Raw genomic sequence first — 23,496 nt, 5'->3', positions numbered from 1 at the left:
CAAATCCCTCTCAGCGAGCGCTGATTTTTTACACAAAACTTGCTTATATCTTATCGTCACGAATAATTTTCCTCATCAAGGTCTACTCATTCAGGCTGATTTTTTAAGTTGCTGTTTTTAATATAAATAAAAAAAATGTTTTTAGTGCTTGATATCCTTACAGCGCCCGAAAAATATAGCGTAGATGATGTTCTTAAACTTTAATAAACAGAGTTATCCACAGAAACCGTGGATAACTCTTGCAAACCCGCACCAATCAAGGGGTTTAACTCACCCACAGATGGCCAATATCATTTAAGTTGGCAAATACTAACTTAAATGATTTTGGCTTTTCTGCTGAAAAAACACGCTTTATGCCTGCTGAAATCGCTTATTTACCCTCATGTATTACACAGGGGTAAACATTTAACCTAGTTAGGATTATGAATTTAAAGTACAAAATGCTTTTTATGTTGTTTTTTATGTATTATTTATTAGTAGGCGATTGATACAAATCACACGTTATAACTATTTAGCATTTTTACAAAGTAACCGATTTGTAGAACACAACAAGAAATAGTCATTAAACTTTAAAAATTAATGCAAAGCATACAAAAGCACTCTTTTTGTATTTTTGATATTAAAATTGATACCAAATCATGATTTTTTAAAATTTCAGTAAAGTGAGATTTCGAAAAAATTCACCTAATTATTCGCTCTTCTGCTGAAATGTTTCTTTTTGGTGTGTTATTAATTGCACGATTACTGCTAGAAAACACGCAGATCGAACATAAAAACATCGAATAAACTACTTTTTTGAATTTATGAAGTTTTTATGTTGACACTTTGCGGCTCCATCATTAATATTTCGCCCCGTTGAAAGGCATGACGCTTCCCCCTTAGCTCAGTTGGTTAGAGCGACGGACTGTTAATCCGCAGGTCCCCCGTTCGAGTCGGGGAGGGGGAGCCAAGTTTTTCAGCCATAAACGATTCCCCCTTAGCTCAGTTGGTTAGAGCGACGGACTGTTAATCCGCAGGTCCCCCGTTCGAGTCGGGGAGGGGGAGCCAAGTTTATGTAATATGATATGTAGTTCCCCCTTAGCTCAGTTGGTTAGAGCGACGGACTGTTAATCCGCAGGTCCCCCGTTCGAGTCGGGGAGGGGGAGCCAAATCATATAGTAAGTTTAAGTTATTGTAGTTCCCCCTTAGCTCAGTTGGTTAGAGCGACGGACTGTTAATCCGCAGGTCCCCCGTTCGAGTCGGGGAGGGGGAGCCAACTTAACGAATCAATTAGACATTTCTCAGTATTTCCTCTAATCTAAGCCAATCAAAAGTAATTATCTTAAATTACACAATTTATTAGATATATACGTTGATATATCAAGGACTTGATTCCTTCCCTTTTGAACGAATGAAAGACTAAAACATGGCTGGTTTTAAAAAACTCATATTTATACAACTCATATCCTGGTTACTATTCGCTAGTATTGGGGGTTACTTTGTTGCATCTGCTTTTGACAATGCCGTAAGTAATAAACAAAAATCTGCACAAAACGTAATTAGCTCTTACATAAACGCACAAACAATGGATGATTTTTCTCCGCAAAAAATCCAACAAGCGTTACTCGATGGAAGTGCATTTTCTTCGTTTATATTGCGCGATTATGATGGGAAAGAAATAGTTAACATTCAGTCCCCTACTCCTTTACCAGCTTTTGCTTCATTAGTTAATTCAACCTTTAACTCCATCAGACCACAGTTTGCAGTTAATAACGCATCCGATATAAAAGTTGAATTTACGATTAACGCAAATAATTTGGCGCTTTTGCTACAGCACGCTATTTTTATTGTAATATTAGTGTCTGGTGTAATGGCCGTTATTCCTGTTATCTTCATGAAAGCAATGCTTAAAAGGCTAAACCGAAATATCAGTATGACGGTTGCAGATGTTGTTGATGTTTACATAAATCAAAATCAAGTTAATGATGGCCTAGATACCGCAATCGATAGCAGTAAAATTAAAAAATTAGCCTCAGATCTTGTGCCAAGCTTTAATCGATTATCACACTTTTTACAAACTAAGCATGACGATATTCAAAATGCTGCGCATTCTATAAAACAAGAAGCCTATAAAGATACGGTTACAGATCTTGGTAACAGGAATATGTTTGTAGAGTATTACGAAAAACACATAGAAAGCAGCGAAAAAAGCACATTTGGCTCTTTAGCAATGGTTCGTTGTAGTGAATTACAAGTTATCAACCAAACACGTGGCTATCAAAAAGGCGATGAGTACGTGAAAGCGGTAGCTGATATTATCAAACATATTAGTGGCACTTATACTGCGAGTAAGGTTTTCCGATTAAACAGCTCTGACTTTGCCGTGGTACTGCCTAATATTCCGTTAAAAGAATCTGAACGATTTGGTGACAATCTTCAGTCGCGATTTACGCAATATCAACAAAATCAAGAACTCAGTTCAGTTGCAAATACTGGAATCGTTGGTTACGAAAAAGGGAAGCCGTTAGGTGAATTGCTTTCTATTGTTGATAATGCAATGAGCATGGCTCAATCAAAACAAGCCAACGCGTGGCATGTACAACGTGAAACTGACCTTATCAATAATGTGAGCGCAGGGTTTGGTAATCAAAATTGGCGTAAAGTGATTAACGAAGTAATAGAAGAAAAGCGCGTACACTTAGTCATGCAAAACATTATGCCGATAGGCAAAAGCGCAAAAGCGTATGCAGAAATACAAGTGCGCTTTAAAACTGAAGAAGGCCAAGTGCTCCCTACCGCTTCATTTTTAGCCATGGCCGAAAAGCTTGATATGGCAATTGAAATCGATCGCTTGATTATTGATACTTCATTAGAAAAAATTAAGAGCCGAAATTTTTCAGAGAAGTACTTTGGCATCAACGTGACTGCATCAAGCGCACATAATGATCAGTTTGTTATTTGGCTTGAGCGTCGTTTACTTAAAGACACAAATATTGCATCAAAATTGATATTTGAAGTCAGTGAGTTCGGCTTGCAACAAAACATTAAAGCCAGTAAGCGCTTTATCGATATGGTACACCGTGTTGGCGCGCGTATTACGGTTGAACGCTTTGGTGTAGGTTTAACTTCATTTAAGTTCTTCCGCGACTTAAAACCTGACTTTATCAAAATGGATGCCAGCTATACTCGAGGTCTTGAGGAAGATAAAAATAATCAATACTTTATGCGCTTGATGGTCGACTTAGCTCACAGGATAGGCGTTAGCGTTTTTGCAGAAGGCATAGAAAGCCAAGAAGAGAAACACATTGTTGAAACGCTCTGTTTAGATGGTGTTCAAGGGTATTACATCGAAAAACCCAAAGACATTTAAGTACCCAACTATACATTAGAGCCTGTTGATCTTTGCGGATTAAAACCCGTTCACACTAGTAGCGGTTTAATCGCGGCGCGAGTTTTTTAACCTCGTGGGCTCGATAACTGCTCACGGCCCTTATCACCATCCATGGTGGCAACAAAGAGTAAATCACCCTATGCAGCGCTTGCTTGGCATTGAAAGGCCAACAGGCGCTCACAGCGCCTCTAATTTAAAACCCCAAATACTCCCCCAAAGACTAATCATTTACTTTAAACATTACGTATTACTTTCAGCACTGCAAAAGCAGCTTTTTTACACTTGATGTGTTGTTAAACCAGTGAGAAAAAAGGATAATGTCGACGATTATTATAGCTTGAGGCGAATATGACAGAATATGTCTTGCTGTTGATTGGCACCGTGCTGGTTAACAACTTTGTTTTAGTACAGTTTTTAGGATTATGCCCTTTCATGGGTGTGTCTGGAAAGTTAGATACTGCTATCGGTATGTCTTTGGCCACAACTTTTGTGTTAACTCTCGCGTCTGTTACAAGCTATTTAGTGAATCAGTATGTTTTGATCCCTCTGGACATCACCTTTTTACGTACTATGAGCTTTATCCTTGTGATTGCTGTCGTGGTGCAATTTACCGAAATGGTTGTTAAAAAAACAAGCCCAACTCTTTATAGATTACTTGGCATATTTTTACCTTTAATTACCACTAACTGCGCTGTACTTGGCGTTGCACTTTTGAACATAAAAGAAGATCATACATTTCTTCAATCCGCTGTGTATGGCTTTGGAGCTGCTGTAGGCTTTTCTTTGGTTCTTGTATTGTTTGCAGCACTGCGTGAACGTTTAGCCGCAGCTGACGTCCCTGCTCCTTTTCAAGGTGCATCTATCGCGATGATCACAGCAGGTCTTATGTCGATGGCCTTTATGGGTTTTACCGGATTAGTGAAGTTTTAACATGACCTTGTTTTATGCATTACTGGCGCTTGGCTCGCTAGCACTTATTTTTGGTTTAATTTTAGGCTTTGCCGCGGTGCGATTTCGCGTGCAAGGCAGTCCTATCGTTGAACAAATTGACACTATTTTGCCACAAACTCAGTGTGGTCAATGTGGCTACCCGGGATGTCGCCCTTACGCAGAAGCAATCGCGAATGGTGACGAAATCAATAAATGCCCTCCCGGTGGCGAAGCTACTGTGAAAAAGTTAGCCGACTTAATGGGCGTAGAAGCCAAACCTTTAGCCGGTGGTGAACAAGCTGAACCTGTTAAAACAGTTGCTTATATACGTGAAGATGAATGCATTGGGTGTACTAAATGTATCCAAGCTTGCCCTGTTGACGCCATTGTTGGCGCAACAAGACAAATGCATACTGTACTAATAGATGAATGTACTGGCTGCGATTTATGTGTTGAACCTTGTCCTGTTGATTGTATTGATATGTTGCCTCTAGAAACCACTAAGCAAACGTGGAAATGGCAGTTAGATGCAATCCCTGTTACACAAATAGATTGAGGTCACACGTGGAAAAGTTAATTCAACAGATCAAACAAGGTAAAGTGTGGCCATTTGCGGGAGGAATTCACCCACCTGGTCAAAAATCACTTTCTAATGCCAATCCGATCACTCGACTACCGTTACCAGATAAGCTGGTTGTTCCACTTAAGCAGCACATTGGTGCTAATGGCCAACTTATTGTTGAAAAAGGTCAAACCGTATTAAAGGGGCAAGCCCTTACTAAGCCTGTTGCTAATTGGTCAGTGCCAGTTCATGCGCCTACTTCAGGCATCATCACCGATATTTGCCAAATGCCCTCAGCGCACCCCTCTGCACTGCCTGAGTTAAGTATTATTATTACACCTGATGGAAAAGATTGTTGGTGTGAACTTATTCCTCACGTATCTTTTGCTGACCTCTCGCATGATGAATTGATTAATATAATCCATAATAGTGGTATTTCAGGTATGGGGGGCGCAGGCTTTCCTACATACATCAAAGCGGATAGCCGAAAGCCCATTGAGTTTTTAATAGTTAACGCCGTTGAGTGTGAACCCTACATCACGGCGGATGATGTATTGATGCGTGAACATGCCGCTCAGATTGTATCTGGCATTAAAATAATGCAACAGCTCCTCTGTCCCACGTTAACGATTATTGGTATTGAAGATAATAAACCAGAAGCCATTGAGGCGATGAAACTCGCTGCAAAAGACGATGAAAGTATCGTTGTACAAACTGTGCCGACCGTTTATCCCTCAGGCGGTGAGCGACAGCTAATACAGTTATTAACCGATAAAGAAGTACCCAGTGGTGGGATACCCGCTGATATAGGCGTACTCGTCCATAATGTGGGCACCTTGTACGCTATTGAGCAAGCAGTCATTGAAGGTAAGCCTTTAATTGAACGTGTTGTTACGGTAACAGGCAATACAATCCATAATGCTGGGAATGTATGGGCATTACTGGGCTCAGAGATAAAACATTTGCTAGATTGCCAAGGTTTTTCACCTGTTCCTCAGCAGCGTGTTGTAATGGGTGGACCAATGATGGGCTTTACCTTACCCACGGTGCGTATTGGGGTCATTAAAACGACCAACTGTATTTTAGCACCTGATCATAACGAACTTGCAGAACCGGGCCCTGAACAAGCGTGTATTCGCTGTAGTGCGTGTGCTGATGCATGCCCAGCTTCGTTACTACCGCAACAGTTACAATGGTTTGCCAAATCAAAAGAGTACGACAAATTAAAAGAATACAACCTATTCGATTGTATTGAATGTGGCGCATGTGCCTATGTCTGCCCAAGTGAAATACCTTTGGTGCAATATTACCGTGTCGCAAAAGTTGAAATAAAAGAACAGCAAGCCGAAAAAGTTAAAGCTGAAAGAGCCAAAGAACGCTTTGAACTAAGAAAAGAGCGGTTAGAGCGTGAACAAGAAGCTAGACAAAATAGGCATAAACGTAAGCCTGCAATAACAAAATCTGCCGACGAAAAACAAAAAGTGGCGGATGCGCTTGCGCGAGTTAAAAGCTCAGATGAAAAATCAGACAACAAGTCAGCCGTAGCCGCAGCTATCGCCCGCGCTAAAGCGAAAAAGAATTCTGGTGAACTTGAACCAGATAACAGTGAAGTCGCAAAAGAACGTGCTGCACGAAAAGAACAAGCACGTGCTTACAAAGCACAAAAAGAGGCTGGTTCGAGCACAGATGAAACCACTGAAGATAAAAAGTCCGCAGTCGCCGCTGCGATTGCCCGTGCTAAAGCGAAAAAAGCAGCTAAGGCTGATGAAGCTACACCTTCAGAAAAATCCCCTGTAGATGATAAAAAAGCCGCCGTCGCCGCAGCTATCGCTCGTGCCAAAGCCAAAAAAGCAGCTAAAGTTGAGGAAGCTTCAGCAACAGAGCAACCCCCTGCTGATGATAAGAAAGCCGCTGTCGCCGCTGCGATTGCCCGTGCTAAAGCGAAAAAAGCGGCCAAGGCTGATGAAGCTAAAGCGTCATTAGAAGTAATCGCAGCTGCTGAGCCTGAACAAATCCAAGACAGCGCCCCGTTAAGCGCTGAAGATAAAAAGAAAGCCGCTGTCGCCGCTGCGATTGTACGTGCTAAGGCCAAAAAAGCGGCCAAGGCTGATGAAGCGAAAGCGTCGTTAGAAGTAACCGCAGCCGGTGAGCCTGAACAAATCCAAGACAGCGCCCCGTTAAGCGCTGAAGATAAAAAGAAAGCCGCTGTCGCCGCTGTCGCCGCTGCTATTGCGCGTGCTAAGGCCAAAAAAGCAGCCAAGGCTGATGAAGCTAAAGCGTCATTAGAAGTAACCGCAGCCGGTGAGCCTGAACAAATCCAAGACAGCGCCCCATTAAGCGCTGAAGATAAAAAGAAAGCCGCTGTCGCCGCTGCTATTGCGCGTGCTAAGGCCAAGAAAGCGGCGAAAGCTGATGAAGCTAAAGCGTCATTAGAAGTAACCGCAGTCGGTGAGCCTGAACAAATCCAAGACAGCGCCCCATTAAGCGCTGAAGATAAAAAGAAAGCCGCTGTCGCGAAAGCAATTGCTCGTGCTAAAGCCAAGAAGACTCAACAAGAAGGAAGTGATAAGTCATGAAATTAACCATGGCAAGCTCGCCCCACAACCATAGCCATAAGTCTTTAAATAAACTAATGCTTACGGTGATTGCTGCCTGTATTCCGGGTTTTATCGCGCAAGTGGTATTTTTTGGTACTGGCGTAATCATTCAACTTGTACTTGCGCTTATTACCGTGAGTGTCGCTGAGGCGGCAATCATGAAAATGCGAAAGCGTCCTACTTTTCAGACTTTAAAAGATGGTAGTGCTTGGTTAACAGCTGTCTTGCTTGCTCTGAGTATTCCACCACTTGCGCCTTGGTGGATTATTGTAATTGGCTGTCTGTTCTCAATTATTATCGTAAAACAACTATACGGAGGATTGGGATTTAACTTATTCAACCCTGCTATGGCCGCGTATGTTTTATTACTTATCTCCTTTCCTGTTCAAATGACGGCTTGGTTACCGGTTACCGATTTACTTGGAAATCCAATTAGCCTCAATCAACAACTCAGCGTGATCTTTACAGATTTCACTGCCGCAGGGTTTAGTGTTGATCAGTTGCGTGTAGGGATAGATGGTATGACAATGGCAACACCACTTGATACTGTAAAAACAGACATTGCTCATGGCTTAACCGTGTCAGAAAGTATGCAATCCCCTTTATTCAATGAATGGGTTGGTAAAGGCTGGGGCTGGGTCAACCTAGGCTTTTTAATCGGTGGTCTCTACCTCATAAAAAGTAAAGTTATTAACTGGCATATCCCTGTGAGCGTAATTGTAACCCTCGCTATTTGCAGTGGTATTGGCTACATTGCATCGCCAGGCACAGAGCCAGGGATAGTCTTTCATCTATTCAGTGGCGCAACTATGTTTGCAGCATTTTTTATAGCAACAGACCCAGTATCTGCTACAACTACCAACAAAGGTCGACTAATCTACGGTGCTATTATCGGTTTATTAATATATTTAATTCGTACCTTTGGTGGCTTTCCTGATGCAGTCGCTTTTGCTGTTATATTATTAAATATGGCCGTTCCTTTAATAGACTACTACACACAACCTAGAACCTACGGCCATGGGGTGAAAAAATGATCATACCCTCAATGACTAAAAATGGGGCAATTTTGACCGCTTTTGCTTTAGCGACAACTGGTGCTGTTGCGGTGGTCTATGACTTAACTGCAGATAACATAGCACAGCAAGAGCGCAATCAATTATCAAGCCAATTACAAGAAGTCTTAAAGCCACAGTTTTATGATAATTCACTGTATCAAGATTGTGCGCTTATTGATGACCCGCAACTTGGTAAGTCCTCACAAATAATTTACCGTGCCCGCAAAGAAGGTAAACCTGTTGCGTTAATAATGCGCCATGTCACACCGAGAGGCTACAGTGGTGATATTGATTTAATTACCTCAGTGTTTGCAGACGGCTCTATTGGCGGTGTGCGTGTAACCAAACATGAAGAAACTCCCGGCCTTGGCGATAAAATTGAACTTAAAAAGTCTTCTTGGATCACCCTATTTGAAGGGAAAACCGTTTTAGGTGAAAGCGATGATCGCTGGGCTGTAAAAAAAGATGGCGGCAATTTTGATCAATTTACAGGCGCGACAATCACGCCGCGTGCAGTAGTAGGCTCTGTAAAGGACGCGGTATTATTCTCGCAATCAAATTTTAATGCGGTATTTAATGCACCCAACGCATGTACTAAAGGTGACGCATGAATCAGTATAAAGAGTTAATCAACGAAGGCATGTGGAAAAACAACCCAGCATTAGTGCAGTTACTTGGGTTGTGCCCACTCTTGGCTGTCACATCGACCATCACGAATGCGTTAGGCCTTGGACTGGCAACCATGATGGTATTAATTGGCTCTAATGTAACTATTTCCGCAGTGCGTAACTGGGTGCCAAAAGATATCCGTATACCGGTTTTCGTCATGATTATTGCTGCATTTGTAACGATTATTCAATTACTGATGAATGCATATACTTTTGGCTTGTATCAATCACTGGGAATATTTATCCCCTTAATTGTTACTAACTGCGCCATTATTGGCCGCGCTGAAGCGTATGCATCTAAAAACCCCGTGCATTTATCTGCATTTGATGGGTTAATGATGGGTGCTGGCTTTATGGTTGTACTCGTTGTATTAGGGGCAATGCGTGAACTCATCGGACAGGGAACTTTATTTGATGGTGCTGATTTATTACTAGGCCCTTGGGCGTCAATTTTACGCATCGAAGTGTTCAGTTTTGATAACCAATTTTTACTCGCTATTTTACCACCCGGTGCATTTTTAGGGTTAGGTTTACTCATTGCAGCTAAAAACGTTATCGACGCACAAATAAAATCTAAACAAACTGCACCGCCAGAGGCTGAAAAAGGCCCTCGTGCACGTGTTACAAGCCTAACTTAAGGGGAAACGCACTGCTTTCACAATCAGTGTGTTTAAGTTATATGAATAAAGAAAAACGTTACCAAATACTCACACGCTTGCGCGAACAAAACCCACATCCAGAAACGGAGCTAGAATACGCAAGCCCTTTCGAATTACTGGTTGCCGTTACACTTTCAGCGCAAGCCACCGATGTAGGCGTAAACAAAGCCACGCGGAAGCTATTTCCAGTGGCTAACACACCGCAAGCTATTTTAGATATTGGCCACGATGCATTGCGTGATTATATTAAAACCATTGGTTTATTTAATTCAAAAGCCGCTAACGTATATAAGATGTGCCAAATATTAGTAGACCAACATAACAGCGAAGTACCAGAGAGCCGGGAAGCCTTAGAAGCCCTGCCAGGCGTGGGCCGTAAAACAGCTAATGTTGTTCTTAACACCGCCTTTGGCTGGCCGACAATAGCAGTAGACACTCACATCGATCGTGTATCAAATCGCACCAAGTTCGCTATGGGTAAAAATGTGGTTGAGGTCGAGAAAAAACTCGAAAAAGTGGTACCAAAAGAATTTAAAGTTGATGTGCACCACTGGTTAATTCTTCATGGCCGCTACGTGTGTACCGCCCGTAAGCCTAAGTGTGGTAGTTGTATTATTGAAGACTTGTGTGAGTTTAAAGACAAAACCGAATAATTAAAGATAATTAAACGGCTTATTTGCATCAATATCCCGTGACGTTTATCTAATACTTTTGCTCTTAAACATTTTTTGCCACGCTTTTGGGGCGATCCCATACTTTTGTACAAAGTGTTTACGATAAATTTGCTCCGAACTAAAGCCTGCTTTTTCAGATACCTCAGTGATAGCCAAATTTGTTGATTCTAATAATTCCAAACTCTGGTTAAGACGCGCGTTGATTAGCCAAGTGTTAAAACTGATACCATTTGTGGATTTAAAGTTTCGGCTAAAGCTGCGAACACTCATCATACAATACTCGGCTGCGCTGTTTAACGTGTAATTATCCGAAATGTTTTCTAATATAACATCAATCAGCTTAGCAATTCTTTCATCGCTTGGTCTTTTTATTATTGGGTTTTCAATGTATTGATTTTGTCCCCCACTTCGCTCGGGAGATGAGACCATGACTCGCGCGATCTGATTAGCCACTTTAATCCCATAATAATGTTTTACTATATGAAGACAGCAGTCGATTGCAGCAGCACTCCCAGCAGATGTGATTACGTTACCTTCTGCAATATAAAGTGGGTTTATATCACAAGTTACTAAAGGAAATGCTTGGGCAAAATCATCTCCAAATTGCCAATGCGTTGTAGCTCGCTTACCGTTTAGTAAACCGCTATACCCGAGTGCATAGGCGCCGGTGCATAAACCAACAATGAGCTTATTGCTCTTGTAAGCTTCTATGAGTTGTTCCTTAAGGTTAGAGCTCGGTATTTTATTCGGGATCCAACTAGGCACAATTACAATATCTGAGCGCCCAATAATAGAAATATCACTCTTTATTTCGATACTTAAGCCGTTGGCTGAATTAACATGCTCACCTAATTCCGAACAAACTCGCACGTTAAATAGCTTTTTGTCATTTGATACAGCGTCTCTAAAAATTGCAATCGGCACTGAAAGATGAAACAAGCTAATACCTTCAAAAGCAACGATAGTGACTTCAATCATATGAATTTGGCCTGATAGTATAATATTTTGCCATTATAGCCATTTAGAGTGAAATGCGCATGACTATAATATGTACATTACATAATTTGATTGAGGGAAAACAATGCAAGTAGTGACAAAGTACCAACTAGTAGATGAAATATTAGAAGAGTACCGAAGTACAATAAAAGGTGACTTCAAAGGTTATAGAAACCACATAACTAGAATGCTAAATTTTTGCCATTACCTAATGCCTGATATTTCAGCAGAGGATAGTCAAAAACTTCAGATAGCTGCTGTTTTCCATGACATCGCGTTATGGACTCATAATAGAGTTGATTATCTTGTTCCCTCCTACCAGGAATGCCACCTTTGGTTGGAAAGTCAAGGTCTTAACGCTTGGAAAGAAGAGATTCAGGTTATTATCGACATGCATCATTTGATAACCGAGTACAAAGGACCTTATGCGAGACTGGCTGAAGTTTTTAGAAAAGCCGACCTAATCGATTTTTCTTTAGGGCTTGTTAAAAATGGAGTGAGTCGTTTGTTTATAAAACAGGTTAGAAATACCATTCCAAACTCAGGATTTCATAAAACGTTAATGCGTTTTACGTTCATGCAAATTGGGCGCAATCCACTTAAACCATTTCCAATGATGCGAATTCAAAATATTTACAAAGAGTAAATACTCAGGCAAAGATTTAACTATGCTTGATACACAATTTTAAACCGGAAAGTAGCATCTACTTTCTTTATCCTTTGGCTGGCCATAGCCGTCGACACCCACATCGACCGCGTATCAAACCGCACTAAGTTTGCTATGGGCAAAAATGTGGTTGAGGTTGAGAAAAAACTCGAAAAAGTAGTACCTGCCGAGTTAAAAGTAGATGTACACCACTGGTTGATTCTGCACGGCCGATACGTGTGTACCGCCCGTAAGCCTAAATGTGACTCATGTATCATTGAAGATTTGTGTGAGCTTAAGGATAAGACCGAATAATTGATAATGTCTTTGAGTGACCCAAAGACATATAAAAATAATTGGCTAGTATTAAATTAACAAAGCAGTAGTTGTGATAATTGCTTCCTGCCAAATATCGCAACTCTCTTCATAGGTCTTATTCAGATAACTCTTGTGCAGTATCAACAAAAATACCTTGAATATCTTTTGCTTCGCGTTCGGTTTGCCCACCATGTTTTAAAAACGCTGAGATAATCGCTTGAGTTTTTTCCTCTTTGGCTCGTTCTAAGAAATATCTTAGTTCTAATTCTGTGCCAACATCTTCATCAATGATAGAAGCAGCAATGATTTCTTTATACATAACGATATCACGTACTTCCCACCCACTAACTATCGATAACAGCTGCTTTAAAAACTCATCTATCTCACTTTTAGGTACGTACTGAGTAATGATACTTAGTTGCTCTGCTTGTTGCGGTGTAAAGTCTGCACCTGTTAGTAATGCTTGTAGTGCTTTTCCTTTACCTAGACGACGAGCAAATTGCACCGCACCTTGGCCTCCTGTTGGGATGTTGACATATAACTCTGGTTGAGCGAACGCAGAATTTTGTGTGCCATAAGATAGGTCACATGCCATAACAAATTCGTTACCGCCACCACGGGCGACACCGTCAACAACAGCAATTGAAAGTTGCTTCATTGCTTTAATATTAGTAATCATATGATTAAATTCTACAGATGCAGCTTGCCCTCCTTGAGTACCATTTATAACGTTAAGGTCTAGATGAGCAATGAAAAATGCCTCATGAAATGACTTGAATACTACGGCTTTAGTTTCGCGGTCATCCTTTAGCGATAAAATGAACTGATTTAGTTCGTTTATTAAATCAATGGTTAGAATATTAACAGGTGGGTTTGTTATTACTGCGGTTGCAACGCCAGCTTCTTTTGTAATGATCAATTTTTTCATGGTCTTGCCCTCTTTGCTTAAAAATACGTAACTCTATATTGGTCACGGCCTGTTTATGCAGGTAATGTAAAATTATTTTTGACATCCAAAAACAGACCTAAATGAACTATAATGTTTCCTAAATGGAATCAATGGGCAAATTTATGGATCTAGCTAGCAGACTATTACTATTATTAGAAGTTTCTGAGTTAGGCAGTTTTGCAAAGGTATCGGAATTACGAAACGTCAACAGTTCTGCTATTTCCAAGCAGATAGTAAAGCTTGAAAATGAGCTTGGGGTTCAATTACTGAACAGGACAACTCGCTCATTGTCATTAACTGCTGCTGGCAGTGAAATGGTTGGTCAATCAAAACAATTGAGAGACTTGCTAAGTAACTCTAAACGATTAGCTGAAAACTATCATAGTGAACCAAGAGGAGAACTTAAAATTTCCAGCTCAACTTTATTTGGCCGCCAATATGTACAAAAAGCTATATTAAAATTTCAAACCCTATATCCAGATGTTCGCGTTGAATTGTTACTTGAAGATCGAATGGTTGATATTGTCGGTGAAGGTTTTGATATAGGGTTTCGAATTGGTGAGCCGAAAGAATCAAACCTTATTGCTAAACAAATTGCCAGAAACAGGCTATTGATTGTCGCATCTCCTGAATTTTTACAGAAATATGGGACACCAAAAACAGTTCCTAAATTAGAAAGTCTACCTGCGGTAGTTTACTCTACTCAAGGACTAGTCATCGACAAATTTAAATATAAAGATAGTTCGGGAAATGATGTTCATTTTCAGCTAACCCCTACATATAAAGTGAATGAAGTTGAAATGCTGATCAATACCGCAATTGCGGGAAATATGCTGACGGTTACCACAGCTCAAATGATAGAGAACGAAATACTCGACGGTAAACTTATTCCTATAATGACGCACCTTAACTTAACCGATTACGGCACATTTTACGCAGTTTACCCTCATCGCAATGCTCCAATGAAAACTAAACTATTTATACAAACACTCAAAGAGGTAATTGGAGAAAAGCTACCCATTTGGGAATCCCGTATTCCTGATTTCAACAAAATGTATGGCCATAATCTCTAAGCCTGCTTCACGCCCTGAGGCACTCAACAAGCTTTTTCTACCACTAAAAGAGGAGAACCTTTCTCTTTTAGTGCTTTTAAATATTTTGATTCATCATAAGCTTTTCCTTTTTTCCAGCACCTAAATAAGATCCTTACCCATTTATATGCCAACGCTCTTATTGCTGATTGGTGTGAATTACCTTTCGCTTTTTGCTGTGCGTAATAAATGCCCGCCCAATAAGATTGCCCTACGCTTTTGGAAGCCCACTCTATAAAGCTCTGACGGACAAATTTAGAACATTGCCAGCGCCAATGTACCCAGCTCTTTTGACCACTACGCTCTGTAACTGGCGATAACCCTGCATAATTTTGTATTTCTTGTGCGCTACTAAAACGAGATTTATCTTCCCCTAAAGCAGCTAAAAGCCTAGGAGCAAGGCAAGGGCCTGTGCCGGGAAGTGAAGCAAATATTGAAGCGTCATCCATACTGGTAAAAATTGAGTTTATTTGTGAGTCATACTCTCGAATATTGTTAATTAATACCAACAGCTGTTTAGCCAATGCGATGACAAACGTTTGATAAGGTATAATTAAAGATTCGTCGTTAGTAAGAGGAATTGCCTCTTTTATAGATGCAATGCGTTCTGGGGTCTTCTTAACAGTGGGCCCTCCTCTGGAGTTTAATAGTTTGGCAACTGTATTTGTTCTAACGCGTTTCAATTCATTTAAGTTTGGGAATTTAATTAGAAAATTACAAAATAGCTCTGTATCTCTGTGTGAAAACCACTCTAAGGGCTGTGTATAATATTGCTTTAGAGCATTAATGATTCGGTTCGCATGCCTACGTTTGTCGTCTACAAGTAATCGACGTTGTTCGACAAGAAGGGCTAATATTCTTGTTTTCTCGCTGCTTGGTTTTAGGGGGGTAATCTTCTTTGGATAATTGAGCATCATATCTAATGCTAATTCAGCGTCTGAAGGATCATCTTTTGAACCGCTGGGAAACATAGCTTGTCTGTATCGAGCAAGGGTTAATCCATGAATAGGATAAACTGTAACAAAGCTATATTTTTGCAAGGCGTATACTATGGGTCCTTTATTTAACTCAACTGCAACAGCAATATTGCCTTTTACTTTTTCATGTAATGCCTCAACCCAATCATGAATTGATTCAGGTGAGTGAGAAATTACGCTGAACGCCCGAGACTCTTCGTCTTTAACCTGCACACAAATATCATGTTTTTTATCAGCCCAATCAAGGCCAATATATGCAGAAAAGTTATCATTTTTAGTATTCATGCCAAATCTCCGATTATTGAAATTTGTTATGCATTATTTACTCTTCGAAAGAAATATAGACAGCGTTTTTAAGGCAAGCCCTGAGTATTCGTTTTGAGTAAAGTAACTCAATACTTCGAAAGAAAAGCGGTGATCATTAAATGATGTTGGCACAATATTCGTAAGTAAAGAGCACATAACCTCAACAATTCAAAGTATAGATTATTAAGGTTCAAAGACTATAATTGGCACAACTAAGAAGACTAATAATATCTACCTTTGTTATCTTTTGGCTGGCCGACAATAGCAGTAGACACTCACATCGATCGTGTATCAAATCGTACCAAGTTCGCTATGGGCAAAAATGTGGTTGAGGTTGAGAAAAAACTCGAAAAAGTAGTACCTGCCGAGTTAAAAGTAGATGTACACCACTGGTTGATTCTGCACGGCCGATACGTGTGTACCGCCCGTAAGCCTAAATGTGACTCATGTATCATTGAAGATTGATGTGAATTTAAAGATAAAACTGACTAGCCTAGAGCAAATAATGTTAATCAATAAAAACAAATAACCAGAATAAAATTTTGCACTCATCACAGCCATTGAAATTTTGCTATTGAACCTTCTATGATACACGCTTACAGTCAGTGGTGAGCGTTATGGCTTTCAATTTAACTTTTCCTACCTTACTACTTATTTAATCGATTAAAAACAAATCATTCACGCTATAACTACTTTGTTTCGACCAGAGTTTTTAGCTTCATATAGAGCAACATCAGCTCTTTTAATTACTGACTCATAGTCTTTATCGCCAGGCGATATTTCCCCGCCCCCAATACTCATTGTTACCCTTATTTTCTGAGTGCCATGCTGGACAATACTCTTTTCAACAGCTAATCGAACTCTTTGAGCAACAATAAACGCGTCTGACTTCTCTGTATTGGGAAGTAAGGCAATAAATTCTTCGCCACCATAACGGGCTAAAAAATCAATGTCTCTTAAAGACTCTTTTAAAGTGCAGGCTAAGCTTTTTAATAATGCATCACCGCCATCGTGACCGTAACTGTCATTCACCTTTTTAAAAAAGTCTATGTCGAGCATAAGGATACAAAAAGAAACCTTATCTCTCTGAAACATATCAAAAGTTCTCTTCATTACCTCATTGAAGTACCTTCTATTGTTAATCCCTGTTAATTCATCATTAATAGCAAGTTCATTTAATTTTTTAGTGAATAATACTTTTTCGGTAGTATTAATTGCTATCCATAAAACAGCCCTCAGATCAGACTTATACTGCTTTAGTGGGAATATTCTCCCTTGATAAAACTGATTGCTACAAAATTCAGGTGAAAGATACTTCTTTTCTACTTCATAATCTATACAGATTAGGGATTCATCTTCAATCGCCTTATTTATTGTATGTAAACATTTGTCAGCAACCTCTAATGGAAGTGTATCGTGCAAGTATTGGCTTTCTCTAACATTGGGGAAGCAATTAACTTTATGTGAACTACCGCCAAGTACACTAAGAATTAAACCGTTTTGGTTGATGACAAAGATGGGGTCAGGCAATGCATCGAAAAAGATGGTTAATACTTCTTTAAAATAGTCAGAAGTAAAATCTTCAGTGTATTGAGTATCTTTCATTCGACCTCTCCAAGTTGTGTACAATTAATTAAATCTCTTTCATATGCTCGGTTGTTAATTGAGCTGCATGGTGAAGTGGTCAACTAATTTTGGCCACAGTTTTAGAATCTTGGTATCTAACCTCAGATTCATTTGGCGCTAAACCAGCATTATAATGATGTGGCCTAACGTTGTTGTAATATCCGTTGATATAATCACTCACACTATATTTAGCATCTTTAAAGTTTTCATATCCAACCTTCGGCATGCATTCCGTTTTAAAGCTTCTAAAAAATCGCTCCACTGGCGCATTATCCCAACAGTTTCCGCGCCGACTCATGCTTTGTGTGATTTTATGGCGCCATAAACGTTGGCGGTACTTCAAGCTTGTATAATGGCTTCCTTGGTCTGAGTGAAACATCAATCCACTTGTCCTGCCTCTGCTTTCATACGCGAGTTCAAGCGCTTTTAGCGTTAAGTTAGTATCTGGCGACAACGACATCGCCCAACCCACAACTTTACGCGCAAATAAATCAATAACGACCGCTAAATAAGCCCAGCGATTGCCTGTCCAAATATACGTCACATCACCGCACCACGTAGTATTCGGTTCAACAACATCAAATTGCCGATCTAGCAAATTTGGGCTTTCAAGATGCTCATTACCACCCCGTTTATATTGATGTTGTGGTACTTGGCAGCTCTCTAGTTTAGTTTAACCATCAGCTTAGCGGCGCGATAACGGCTTAATTCAAAATCGTTATTCGTATCTATTACCGCGATTGTTCGCGCCCCAGCTGGACCGCCGCTCATTCTATGTATGGCTTTCACTTCGGCTTCTAACTTTATTTGCTCTGGTGTCGGTGTTGTATCCCGTATAGTCCAATATTTATAGCTGCTGCGATGCACATTGAATACGCGACACAACACGCTAATTGGATAACGCTCTCGTTGATTTAATTTCTCAATTAACGAGAATTGTTCAGGGAGTCGGACATCAAGAGAGCGGTAGCCTTTTTTAATATATCCTTTTCTAATTCGATGCGCTGGATTTGCTTTTTAAGTTCTCGAATTTCAATTTGTTCGGGCGTCATTGGTGACGCTGCTAGTGACTGACCTCTTCGTTCTTGCTTTAATTGAGTAACCCATTTACTTACGGTTGATTTACCAACACTCATCGCTTTGGCTGCTTCTTTTTGTGTATATCCTTGATCCACAACAAGCTCAGCTGTTTCTAATTTGATTGCCGCGGAATACGTCGCACGTTTTAATTTCGTCATCTTTTCACCCAAATCTGTATGCAAATAGCATAAAATTTCTTTCTTAATGGGTGGCCAAATTAACTATGCCACTACATGAATAAGACTATATAAGTCAAAAATAGTTTTGCCACAAAGACATAATTCGATTTCAATTGATTTAAAACGCGATTATTTACCTTTATATTTTAAAGCGCTTAGCAACTTTTAGCAGCTCTATTGACATGTTGCCTGCTTGCTGCATGGCTTTATCCGTTTCCTTAGCACCTTGAGAATTTTGCTCACCCATATGGGAAATCTCATTTGCATTTTTAGCAACTTCTCCTGATACTTCAATTTGTTGCTTTGCCGAGTTAGCAATTTGCTTACTCATTGAGTTTATATCTCTTACAGCGCTGACAATTAGATTTATTGTAGCTGCTGCGGTTTGTGTTTGCTCTACGACTCCCTGTGATTGCTCACAACTTTGATTCATAACAGCAACAGCCCGTTTTGAGCCTACTTGTAGTTTTTCAATAATAGCTTTTATAGATTCTGTTGATTCTTGTGTTCGGCCAGCAAGTGTGCGTACTTCATCCGCAACCACAGCAAAACCACGACCTTGATCGCCTGCTCGAGCGGCTTCAATAGCAGCATTAAGAGCTAATAAATTAGTTTGCTCTGCAATACTGCTAATAACTTCTAGCACGGTATTAATGTTATCGCTATCTTGCTCTACGTCACTAATCACTTGGGTCGCTTCATCAATTCGTTTTGCTAATAGCATGATCTCATCGGTTGCAATCTGCAAAACCTGTTGACTGTCAGTCGCCTGCTCATTCGCTTTCTTAGCCAACTGGGTGGCTGTTTGAGTATTGCTAGCAATTTTCACTGCATTGGCATTCATTTCGGTTGCCGCTGTCGCAACCTGCTCAGTTTGTGTTTGCTGAGCTAGCATATTTGTACTGGTTTGGCTTACAGTCACTAAAACTTGCTCAACATTGGTGTTTAACAGCTCAGCAGAATCTTGAATCGCATGAGCAATTAGTTTAATTTCGTCGCGCATCTTGTTAATGCTTTTATTAATTTCTTCGCGGCCTTCTATTTCAACGGTTAAATCACCATCGGCCATACTTTGTAATCGACTGGCAATCAACAACATACGTTCACGGGTAGCTGAGGATATTAGCCAACTAAGAAAAATGACGAGAGCGATAGCGACTAGCACAACGACTATCTGTGTGATTTCAGCGTTCTTTTCATGCTCTAATGCAAGTATTGCTGCTTGCTCTGTAAAGTTTTCTATCTCAATCAATAGCTCTTCTAATGCTTGGTCGAGGTTATCTTCTTCCTCCACAATCTTATCAGCTTTTAATACTGCTTCGTGCAAATTACCTTGTCTAAGTAATTGAAAAACTTCTTCACCATGAGCGTTATAAACTTTGTGTTCTTGTCCAATTTTTTTCAGCTGTGATAATATGCTCCGAAACTGAACGTCAACTGACACATCATGCTCTTGGTTTAATACTTGATTTATGAAAATAAGCGATTTTTCAATTTCATCGTCTACTTGGTGAGACAATGTTTCAAACTTAGTAACCTCTTTTTTCAACAAAGGAATGACATGCGGCTCACGATCTTTAATTTCGCCATAACGTAAAGCCCTTTCAAAGTGAATCGCTTGTTCGAGTTGATGGGTGGTGATCTTGGTGAGCATTTTGGTCAGAGGAATATCTTGTTTGGCAATTGAGTCCAACTCTTTACCTATACTCCACAGTGATTTCAAGCCGGTAATAGATGACACTAACAATATTGCTAACATCACGCCCGCCAAAATCATAAACCGACCACGAATAGATAATTGTGAAATAAACTTCTTCATCGATTAACTCTCAGCCCAAATCATCTTAATTGGATGATTATTATATTTTTGATTAACTTCAGTATAAGATATTATTGTTGCAAGTGAAGTAATAACTTCCCTCTTGATACTCATAAAATCAGCTCACACATGAGCGCCAAACAATAAAGGGACGATGTCCATTCAAAACTGATGTCCGCCGATGAGTCGTTTTATTATGGAATACGAAGACGCCTAGAAAGATATTAAATTAAATAGTAGTTACACTGAATCTGTTACAAGGCCAGAAAAAGTAATGCCAAACGATAAAACTGTGGCCAAGTTAACTTAGCCACGATATACAAGCTGCCTATTTCTTTAGAAAAGTATAATCTCGATATTTAAGGTATTGTTTATTGTCCGAAGAGGACATAAATACGATAGATTCATGATAATTAGGTGTAAACATAGCGGTTATTTGATTTGGGCTATCACCTTTATAGAGTCGGCTCGACATCGCCCCCCAAGATATTGTATGACCTGTGACGTTACTTTTCTCCACCGTGATAGTGCCTAATGTGTCATGAATAAAAGTTCCTAAATAATCAGATGAAATTGTTGCATTTACCTCAGGGCTTTTGCCTTTTTTGGTTGCAAAAAACTTACTCGTGTTTTTCTTAACGAATGCCTCATTTCGCTCATACAGTCCTGTAATCTCTTCGTTAGGTTTATCAAGAGCAATCGCATACCCCATACTCTCTATTGCATATGCCAAATCCCCTCCCCACTTATCTTGGTTACTCAGTACAACAACCCCTATTTTTTTGTCAGGCATAAACGACATATATGTACTGGCACCAAAAAAACCACCGCGATGTTCAAGGAGCTTTTCATCAAAAAGCGTTCGAATCTGCCACCCCCAACCATAGGCTCGTTGACGGCCTCTGTCTTTATAATCAATCAATTTTTGCTGGGATTTACCTATGACATGATTAGGCAACACTTGTTCGCCATCGAGTTTACCTTGATTTACCTGTGTGATTAAAAAGCGAGCAAGGTCTTTAGCCGTAGAGATCATACCGCCTGCGGCGTGCATTGTTTTATCCGTTTTTTGCAAATATACGCGCTGCTCTGGATCAACAGACTTTACAGAATATCCATGCGCATAATCCCAGTCGTTTTTATCAATATCACTCATTCTGGCCGAAGTGTGTGACATATCTAACGGTTTAAAGATTGATTCGTTTAGCCCTAGTTGCCATAAAGTATTTAAGTTTTTGTCAGACCAATAGCTCAAAATATTGTATCCCACATTGGTATATCGATACTCCCCCAATGGGGCATTTTCATTAACGTATGAATGTTCGAGTATCTTTGCCAATACATTGTCGTCATATTGACCTGTATATGCAGTTGCTTGGATCAGTGGCCAACTGTCGACACCACTGGTATGAGACAGTAAATCCTGGACGGTCACTTTATTCGCTTGTAAAGCGGGTTTAAATTCAATTTCAGCCAAAAGTTTTGCTAAAGGCCATTGTGTATCAACTTTACCTTGTTCTTCTTTAAGCAGCATATATAGCGAATAAAAAGGTTTTGTCATTGACGCTATATAAAACACGGTATCGCTGTGAACTTTCTTTTTATTCTCTATGTCTGAATAACCAAAATAACCTTCATAAACAATTTTTTGGTCTTTAATAATTGCTATCGCCGTGCCTGAAGGGAGCTGTATTAACTTTTTATTATTGGAGACATAATCATCGATCATTGAATAATCAGAAGCGCTCGCTACTTGCGCGAACAATAAGCTCAATAAGGTAATAAATATTTTATTCACCACGTATATCCTTTTTAGGTAATGAGTTAGATGCCATATCGTTTTTTAAGGTTGTGAAAGACGAAGTTTTCTTCACTCAACGGGTGTAAGTGTTCCGTATTTTTCAACGTCAATTTAGCCCGTTCCAGGTCATTGTCTTTTAGCTGAGCTTTCAGTTCAGTGAGCACTTGCCCATATAAAACATAGTTGTGTACGATTGAATTCATCAATGCGCTCTGACTGCGAAAAGCTTGTATTACTCTAAAATTATTCTGCGCCAACATCGCAGTGGAGAATTCAAAACCATCAATACAAATAGTGAAAGATACATCGGTAGATTTTTTATGAATATCCGAACCGTGGCGCCTCAACGTAACATGAACCCCTGTTAATTCAATTTCTTCATAAGCTTTTATCCTAACTTCAACACCTCGGTTAGCAGCTTCAACTAATGCAGATGCAAATAATGATATGGCATCAGGTTCGATGTCAGCTAAAACTAGTTTATTGGCATTTTTAATTAAGCTTAATGCGTGGTCTATTACTTGTGCGCTGTTGTCAACTTGATAAACTTGCTCGTCTGTATCATGCCTTTCTACCAACTTTAGTTTTTCGCTTAAGTCACTTAACCCCTGTTCAAACTGTTTCTTTTGGCTACTAAGCAGCTCTTTCCAATGTATTGCGTTAAATGATTTACTTGCTCCTTGCGACGCAACTACGCCCCCCTTCTGACTCAGGGTATCTAATGCTTTATATACGTTGGCAGCAGGCTTGTTAATCCCCTTCGCAATAGAATACCCAGTACTTAGACCATGACGTAATAAATAACAGTAAATGTCACTTTCAAGCAGAGTAAAGCCCAGTATTTTAAAGTTTTCAGCAATGTTTTTTAAATCATTCATACTTATTAGTAGTAAGTGCAACTAATACAATACTGCTACACATGATTGCGTTTTGCAAACCTTTTTATCTTTGCTTAGGGGCAACCTTATGAGATTGACGCTAAAGTCTTAATCGCCTTAGCTTGTTTTGTAGTGGCATAGTTAATTTGGCCACCCATTAAGAACGAAATGGCAAGCACCATCAGCTTTACCAATGATTCCCGAGCAGATTGAAATTCATGAACTTAAAAAATAAATCCAATGCATTGAATTAAATAAGGATATATTAAAAAAGGCTACCATTCTCTTGATGTCCGACTCCCTAAACAATGCTCG

17 protein-coding genes, 4 tRNA genes and 3 pseudogenes are annotated in these 23,496 nt (G+C 39.8%); 16 read left to right on the top strand and 8 right to left on the bottom strand.

The genetic code is table 11. The features are described 5' to 3' along the window. Window positions 1-872 precede the first annotated feature (872 nt). The 12 genes from ATS75_RS00520 (at window position 873) to nth (ending at window position 10,494) form a co-directional block, all read left to right on the top strand. Window positions 873-949: transfer RNA gene (locus tag ATS75_RS00520), tRNA-Asn, on the top strand. Window positions 950-970: 21 nt separating this feature from the next. After that, a tRNA-Asn gene (locus ATS75_RS00515) sits at window positions 971-1,047 on the top strand. Between the two features lie 24 nt (window positions 1,048-1,071). Continuing rightward, window positions 1,072-1,148, top strand: a tRNA-Asn gene (locus tag ATS75_RS00510). Window positions 1,149-1,178: 30 nt separating this feature from the next. After that, window positions 1,179-1,255 (top strand) — tRNA-Asn (locus tag ATS75_RS00505). 150 nt (window positions 1,256-1,405) lie between these two features. Next, entirely contained in the window at window positions 1,406-3,349 is a 1,944-nt protein-coding gene (locus ATS75_RS00500) for an EAL domain-containing protein (protein WP_058558474.1), read from the top strand. A 369-nt stretch (window positions 3,350-3,718) separates the two neighbouring features. Next, window positions 3,719-4,300, top strand: a complete 582-nt coding sequence (gene rsxA, locus ATS75_RS00495; protein WP_058558473.1) for an electron transport complex subunit RsxA — start codon at window positions 3,719-3,721, stop codon at window positions 4,298-4,300. Window position 4,301: 1 nt separating this feature from the next. After that, window positions 4,302-4,856: an electron transport complex subunit RsxB gene (gene rsxB / locus ATS75_RS00490; RefSeq protein ID WP_058558472.1), complete on the top strand. Its 555-nt coding sequence runs from the start codon at window positions 4,302-4,304 to the stop codon at window positions 4,854-4,856. Window positions 4,857-4,864: 8 nt separating this feature from the next. Continuing rightward, the gene (gene rsxC / locus ATS75_RS00485; RefSeq protein ID WP_058558471.1) at window positions 4,865-7,438 is read left to right on the top strand and encodes an electron transport complex subunit RsxC; all 2,574 of its coding nucleotides are present in this window, start codon (window positions 4,865-4,867) and stop codon (window positions 7,436-7,438) included. After that, on the top strand, window positions 7,435-8,493 hold the full coding sequence (gene rsxD / locus ATS75_RS00480) for an electron transport complex subunit RsxD (RefSeq protein WP_058558470.1): 1,059 nt from the start codon (window positions 7,435-7,437) through the stop codon (window positions 8,491-8,493). The genes rsxC and rsxD overlap by 4 nt, the downstream gene beginning before the upstream one ends. Further along, the gene (gene rsxG / locus ATS75_RS00475) at window positions 8,490-9,125 is read left to right on the top strand and encodes an electron transport complex subunit RsxG (protein WP_058558469.1); all 636 of its coding nucleotides are present in this window, start codon (window positions 8,490-8,492) and stop codon (window positions 9,123-9,125) included. Before rsxD ends, rsxG begins: the two co-directional genes overlap by 4 nt. After that, entirely contained in the window at window positions 9,122-9,820 is a 699-nt protein-coding gene (locus tag ATS75_RS00470; RefSeq protein WP_058558468.1) for an electron transport complex subunit E, read from the top strand. Before rsxG ends, ATS75_RS00470 begins: the two co-directional genes overlap by 4 nt. A 41-nt stretch (window positions 9,821-9,861) precedes the next feature. Then, window positions 9,862-10,494 (top strand): endonuclease III, encoded by a 633-nt coding sequence (gene nth, locus ATS75_RS00465; RefSeq protein WP_058559054.1) that lies wholly within the window; start codon window positions 9,862-9,864, stop codon window positions 10,492-10,494. A gap of 45 nt (window positions 10,495-10,539) precedes the next feature. On the opposite strand, the gene ATS75_RS00460 is transcribed toward nth, so the two are convergent. Then, complete coding sequence (locus tag ATS75_RS00460; protein ID WP_058558467.1) at window positions 10,540-11,493, bottom strand: GlxA family transcriptional regulator; 954 nt, start codon at window positions 11,491-11,493, stop codon at window positions 10,540-10,542. A gap of 103 nt (window positions 11,494-11,596) precedes the next feature. Here ATS75_RS00460 and ATS75_RS00455 point away from each other — a divergent pair, with 103 nt between their 5' ends. Next, complete coding sequence (locus ATS75_RS00455) at window positions 11,597-12,157, top strand: HD domain-containing protein (RefSeq protein ID WP_058558466.1); 561 nt, start codon at window positions 11,597-11,599, stop codon at window positions 12,155-12,157. Between the two features lie 75 nt (window positions 12,158-12,232). After that, a pseudogene (locus ATS75_RS00450) lies at window positions 12,233-12,472 on the top strand (endonuclease III); the annotation flags it as partial. A gap of 118 nt (window positions 12,473-12,590) precedes the next feature. Here ATS75_RS00450 and ATS75_RS00445 read toward each other — a convergent pair. After that, window positions 12,591-13,403, bottom strand: a complete 813-nt coding sequence (locus tag ATS75_RS00445; protein WP_058558465.1) for an enoyl-CoA hydratase/isomerase family protein — start codon at window positions 13,401-13,403, stop codon at window positions 12,591-12,593. 143 nt (window positions 13,404-13,546) lie between these two features. Between ATS75_RS00445 and ATS75_RS00440 the strand changes: the two genes are divergently transcribed. Next, window positions 13,547-14,497, top strand: a complete 951-nt coding sequence (locus ATS75_RS00440) for a LysR family transcriptional regulator (RefSeq protein WP_058559053.1) — start codon at window positions 13,547-13,549, stop codon at window positions 14,495-14,497. Between the two features lie 23 nt (window positions 14,498-14,520). Here the strand turns inward: ATS75_RS00440 and ATS75_RS00435 are convergent, their stop codons facing one another. Beyond that, entirely contained in the window at window positions 14,521-15,777 is a 1,257-nt protein-coding gene (locus tag ATS75_RS00435) for an IS110 family transposase (protein WP_058558464.1), read from the bottom strand. Between the two features lie 226 nt (window positions 15,778-16,003). Between ATS75_RS00435 and ATS75_RS00430 the strand changes: the two are divergent. Further along, a pseudogene (locus ATS75_RS00430) lies at window positions 16,004-16,263 on the top strand (endonuclease III); the annotation flags it as partial. A 213-nt stretch (window positions 16,264-16,476) separates the two neighbouring features. Here the strand turns inward: ATS75_RS00430 and ATS75_RS00425 are convergent. The 5 genes and pseudogenes from ATS75_RS00425 to ATS75_RS00400 all read right to left on the bottom strand — a co-directional run bounded on the left by ATS75_RS00425 (window position 16,477) and on the right by ATS75_RS00400 (window position 23,181). Continuing rightward, a complete protein-coding gene (locus ATS75_RS00425; protein ID WP_058558463.1) occupies window positions 16,477-17,403 on the bottom strand; it encodes a GGDEF domain-containing protein in 927 nt (308 codons plus the stop codon). 82 nt (window positions 17,404-17,485) lie between these two features. Continuing rightward, window positions 17,486-18,662: pseudogene (locus tag ATS75_RS19985) on the bottom strand (transposase); the annotation flags it as partial. A gap of 160 nt (window positions 18,663-18,822) precedes the next feature. Further along, a complete protein-coding gene (locus ATS75_RS00410) occupies window positions 18,823-20,502 on the bottom strand; it encodes a methyl-accepting chemotaxis protein (RefSeq protein ID WP_058558461.1) in 1,680 nt (559 codons plus the stop codon). 328 nt (window positions 20,503-20,830) lie between these two features. Next, window positions 20,831-22,300: a serine hydrolase domain-containing protein gene (locus tag ATS75_RS00405; RefSeq protein WP_058558460.1), complete on the bottom strand. Its 1,470-nt coding sequence runs from the start codon at window positions 22,298-22,300 to the stop codon at window positions 20,831-20,833. 26 nt (window positions 22,301-22,326) lie between these two features. After that, window positions 22,327-23,181 carry a TrmB family transcriptional regulator gene (locus tag ATS75_RS00400; RefSeq protein WP_058558459.1) on the bottom strand — a complete coding sequence of 285 codons (855 nt, stop codon included), beginning with the start codon at window positions 23,179-23,181 and terminating at the stop codon, window positions 22,327-22,329. Window positions 23,182-23,496: the final 315 nt, after the last annotated feature.

It is taken from the genome of Pseudoalteromonas sp. H105, assembly GCF_001469215.1.
GTDB lineage: Bacteria > Pseudomonadota > Gammaproteobacteria > Enterobacterales > Alteromonadaceae > Pseudoalteromonas.
This window is presented reverse-complemented; position numbering and strand designations above follow the sequence as displayed.

Bases quoted from the DNA above. Each gene is read 5' to 3' on its own strand.
- ATS75_RS00500 (WP_058558474.1), top strand. From the start codon at position 1,406: ATGGCTGGTTTTAAAAAACTCATATTTATACAACTCATATCCTGGTTA.
- rsxA (WP_058558473.1), top strand. From the start codon at position 3,719: ATGACAGAATATGTCTTGCTGTTGATTGGCACCGTGCTGGTTAACAAC.
- rsxB (WP_058558472.1), top strand. From the start codon at position 4,302: ATGACCTTGTTTTATGCATTACTGGCGCTTGGCTCGCTAGCACTTATT.
- rsxD (WP_058558470.1), top strand. From the start codon at position 7,435: ATGAAATTAACCATGGCAAGCTCGCCCCACAACCATAGCCATAAGTCT.
- rsxG (WP_058558469.1), top strand. From the start codon at position 8,490: ATGATCATACCCTCAATGACTAAAAATGGGGCAATTTTGACCGCTTTT.
- ATS75_RS00470 (WP_058558468.1), top strand. From the start codon at position 9,122: ATGAATCAGTATAAAGAGTTAATCAACGAAGGCATGTGGAAAAACAAC.
- nth (WP_058559054.1), top strand. From the start codon at position 9,862: ATGAATAAAGAAAAACGTTACCAAATACTCACACGCTTGCGCGAACAA.
- ATS75_RS00460 (WP_058558467.1), bottom strand. From the start codon at position 11,493: ATGATTGAAGTCACTATCGTTGCTTTTGAAGGTATTAGCTTGTTTCAT.
- ATS75_RS00455 (WP_058558466.1), top strand. From the start codon at position 11,597: ATGCAAGTAGTGACAAAGTACCAACTAGTAGATGAAATATTAGAAGAG.
- ATS75_RS00445 (WP_058558465.1), bottom strand. From the start codon at position 13,403: ATGAAAAAATTGATCATTACAAAAGAAGCTGGCGTTGCAACCGCAGTA.
- ATS75_RS00440 (WP_058559053.1), top strand. From the start codon at position 13,547: ATGGATCTAGCTAGCAGACTATTACTATTATTAGAAGTTTCTGAGTTA.
- ATS75_RS00435 (WP_058558464.1), bottom strand. From the start codon at position 15,777: ATGAATACTAAAAATGATAACTTTTCTGCATATATTGGCCTTGATTGG.
- ATS75_RS00425 (WP_058558463.1), bottom strand. From the start codon at position 17,403: ATGAAAGATACTCAATACACTGAAGATTTTACTTCTGACTATTTTAAA.
- ATS75_RS00410 (WP_058558461.1), bottom strand. From the start codon at position 20,502: ATGAAGAAGTTTATTTCACAATTATCTATTCGTGGTCGGTTTATGATT.
- ATS75_RS00400 (WP_058558459.1), bottom strand. From the start codon at position 23,181: ATGAATGATTTAAAAAACATTGCTGAAAACTTTAAAATACTGGGCTTT.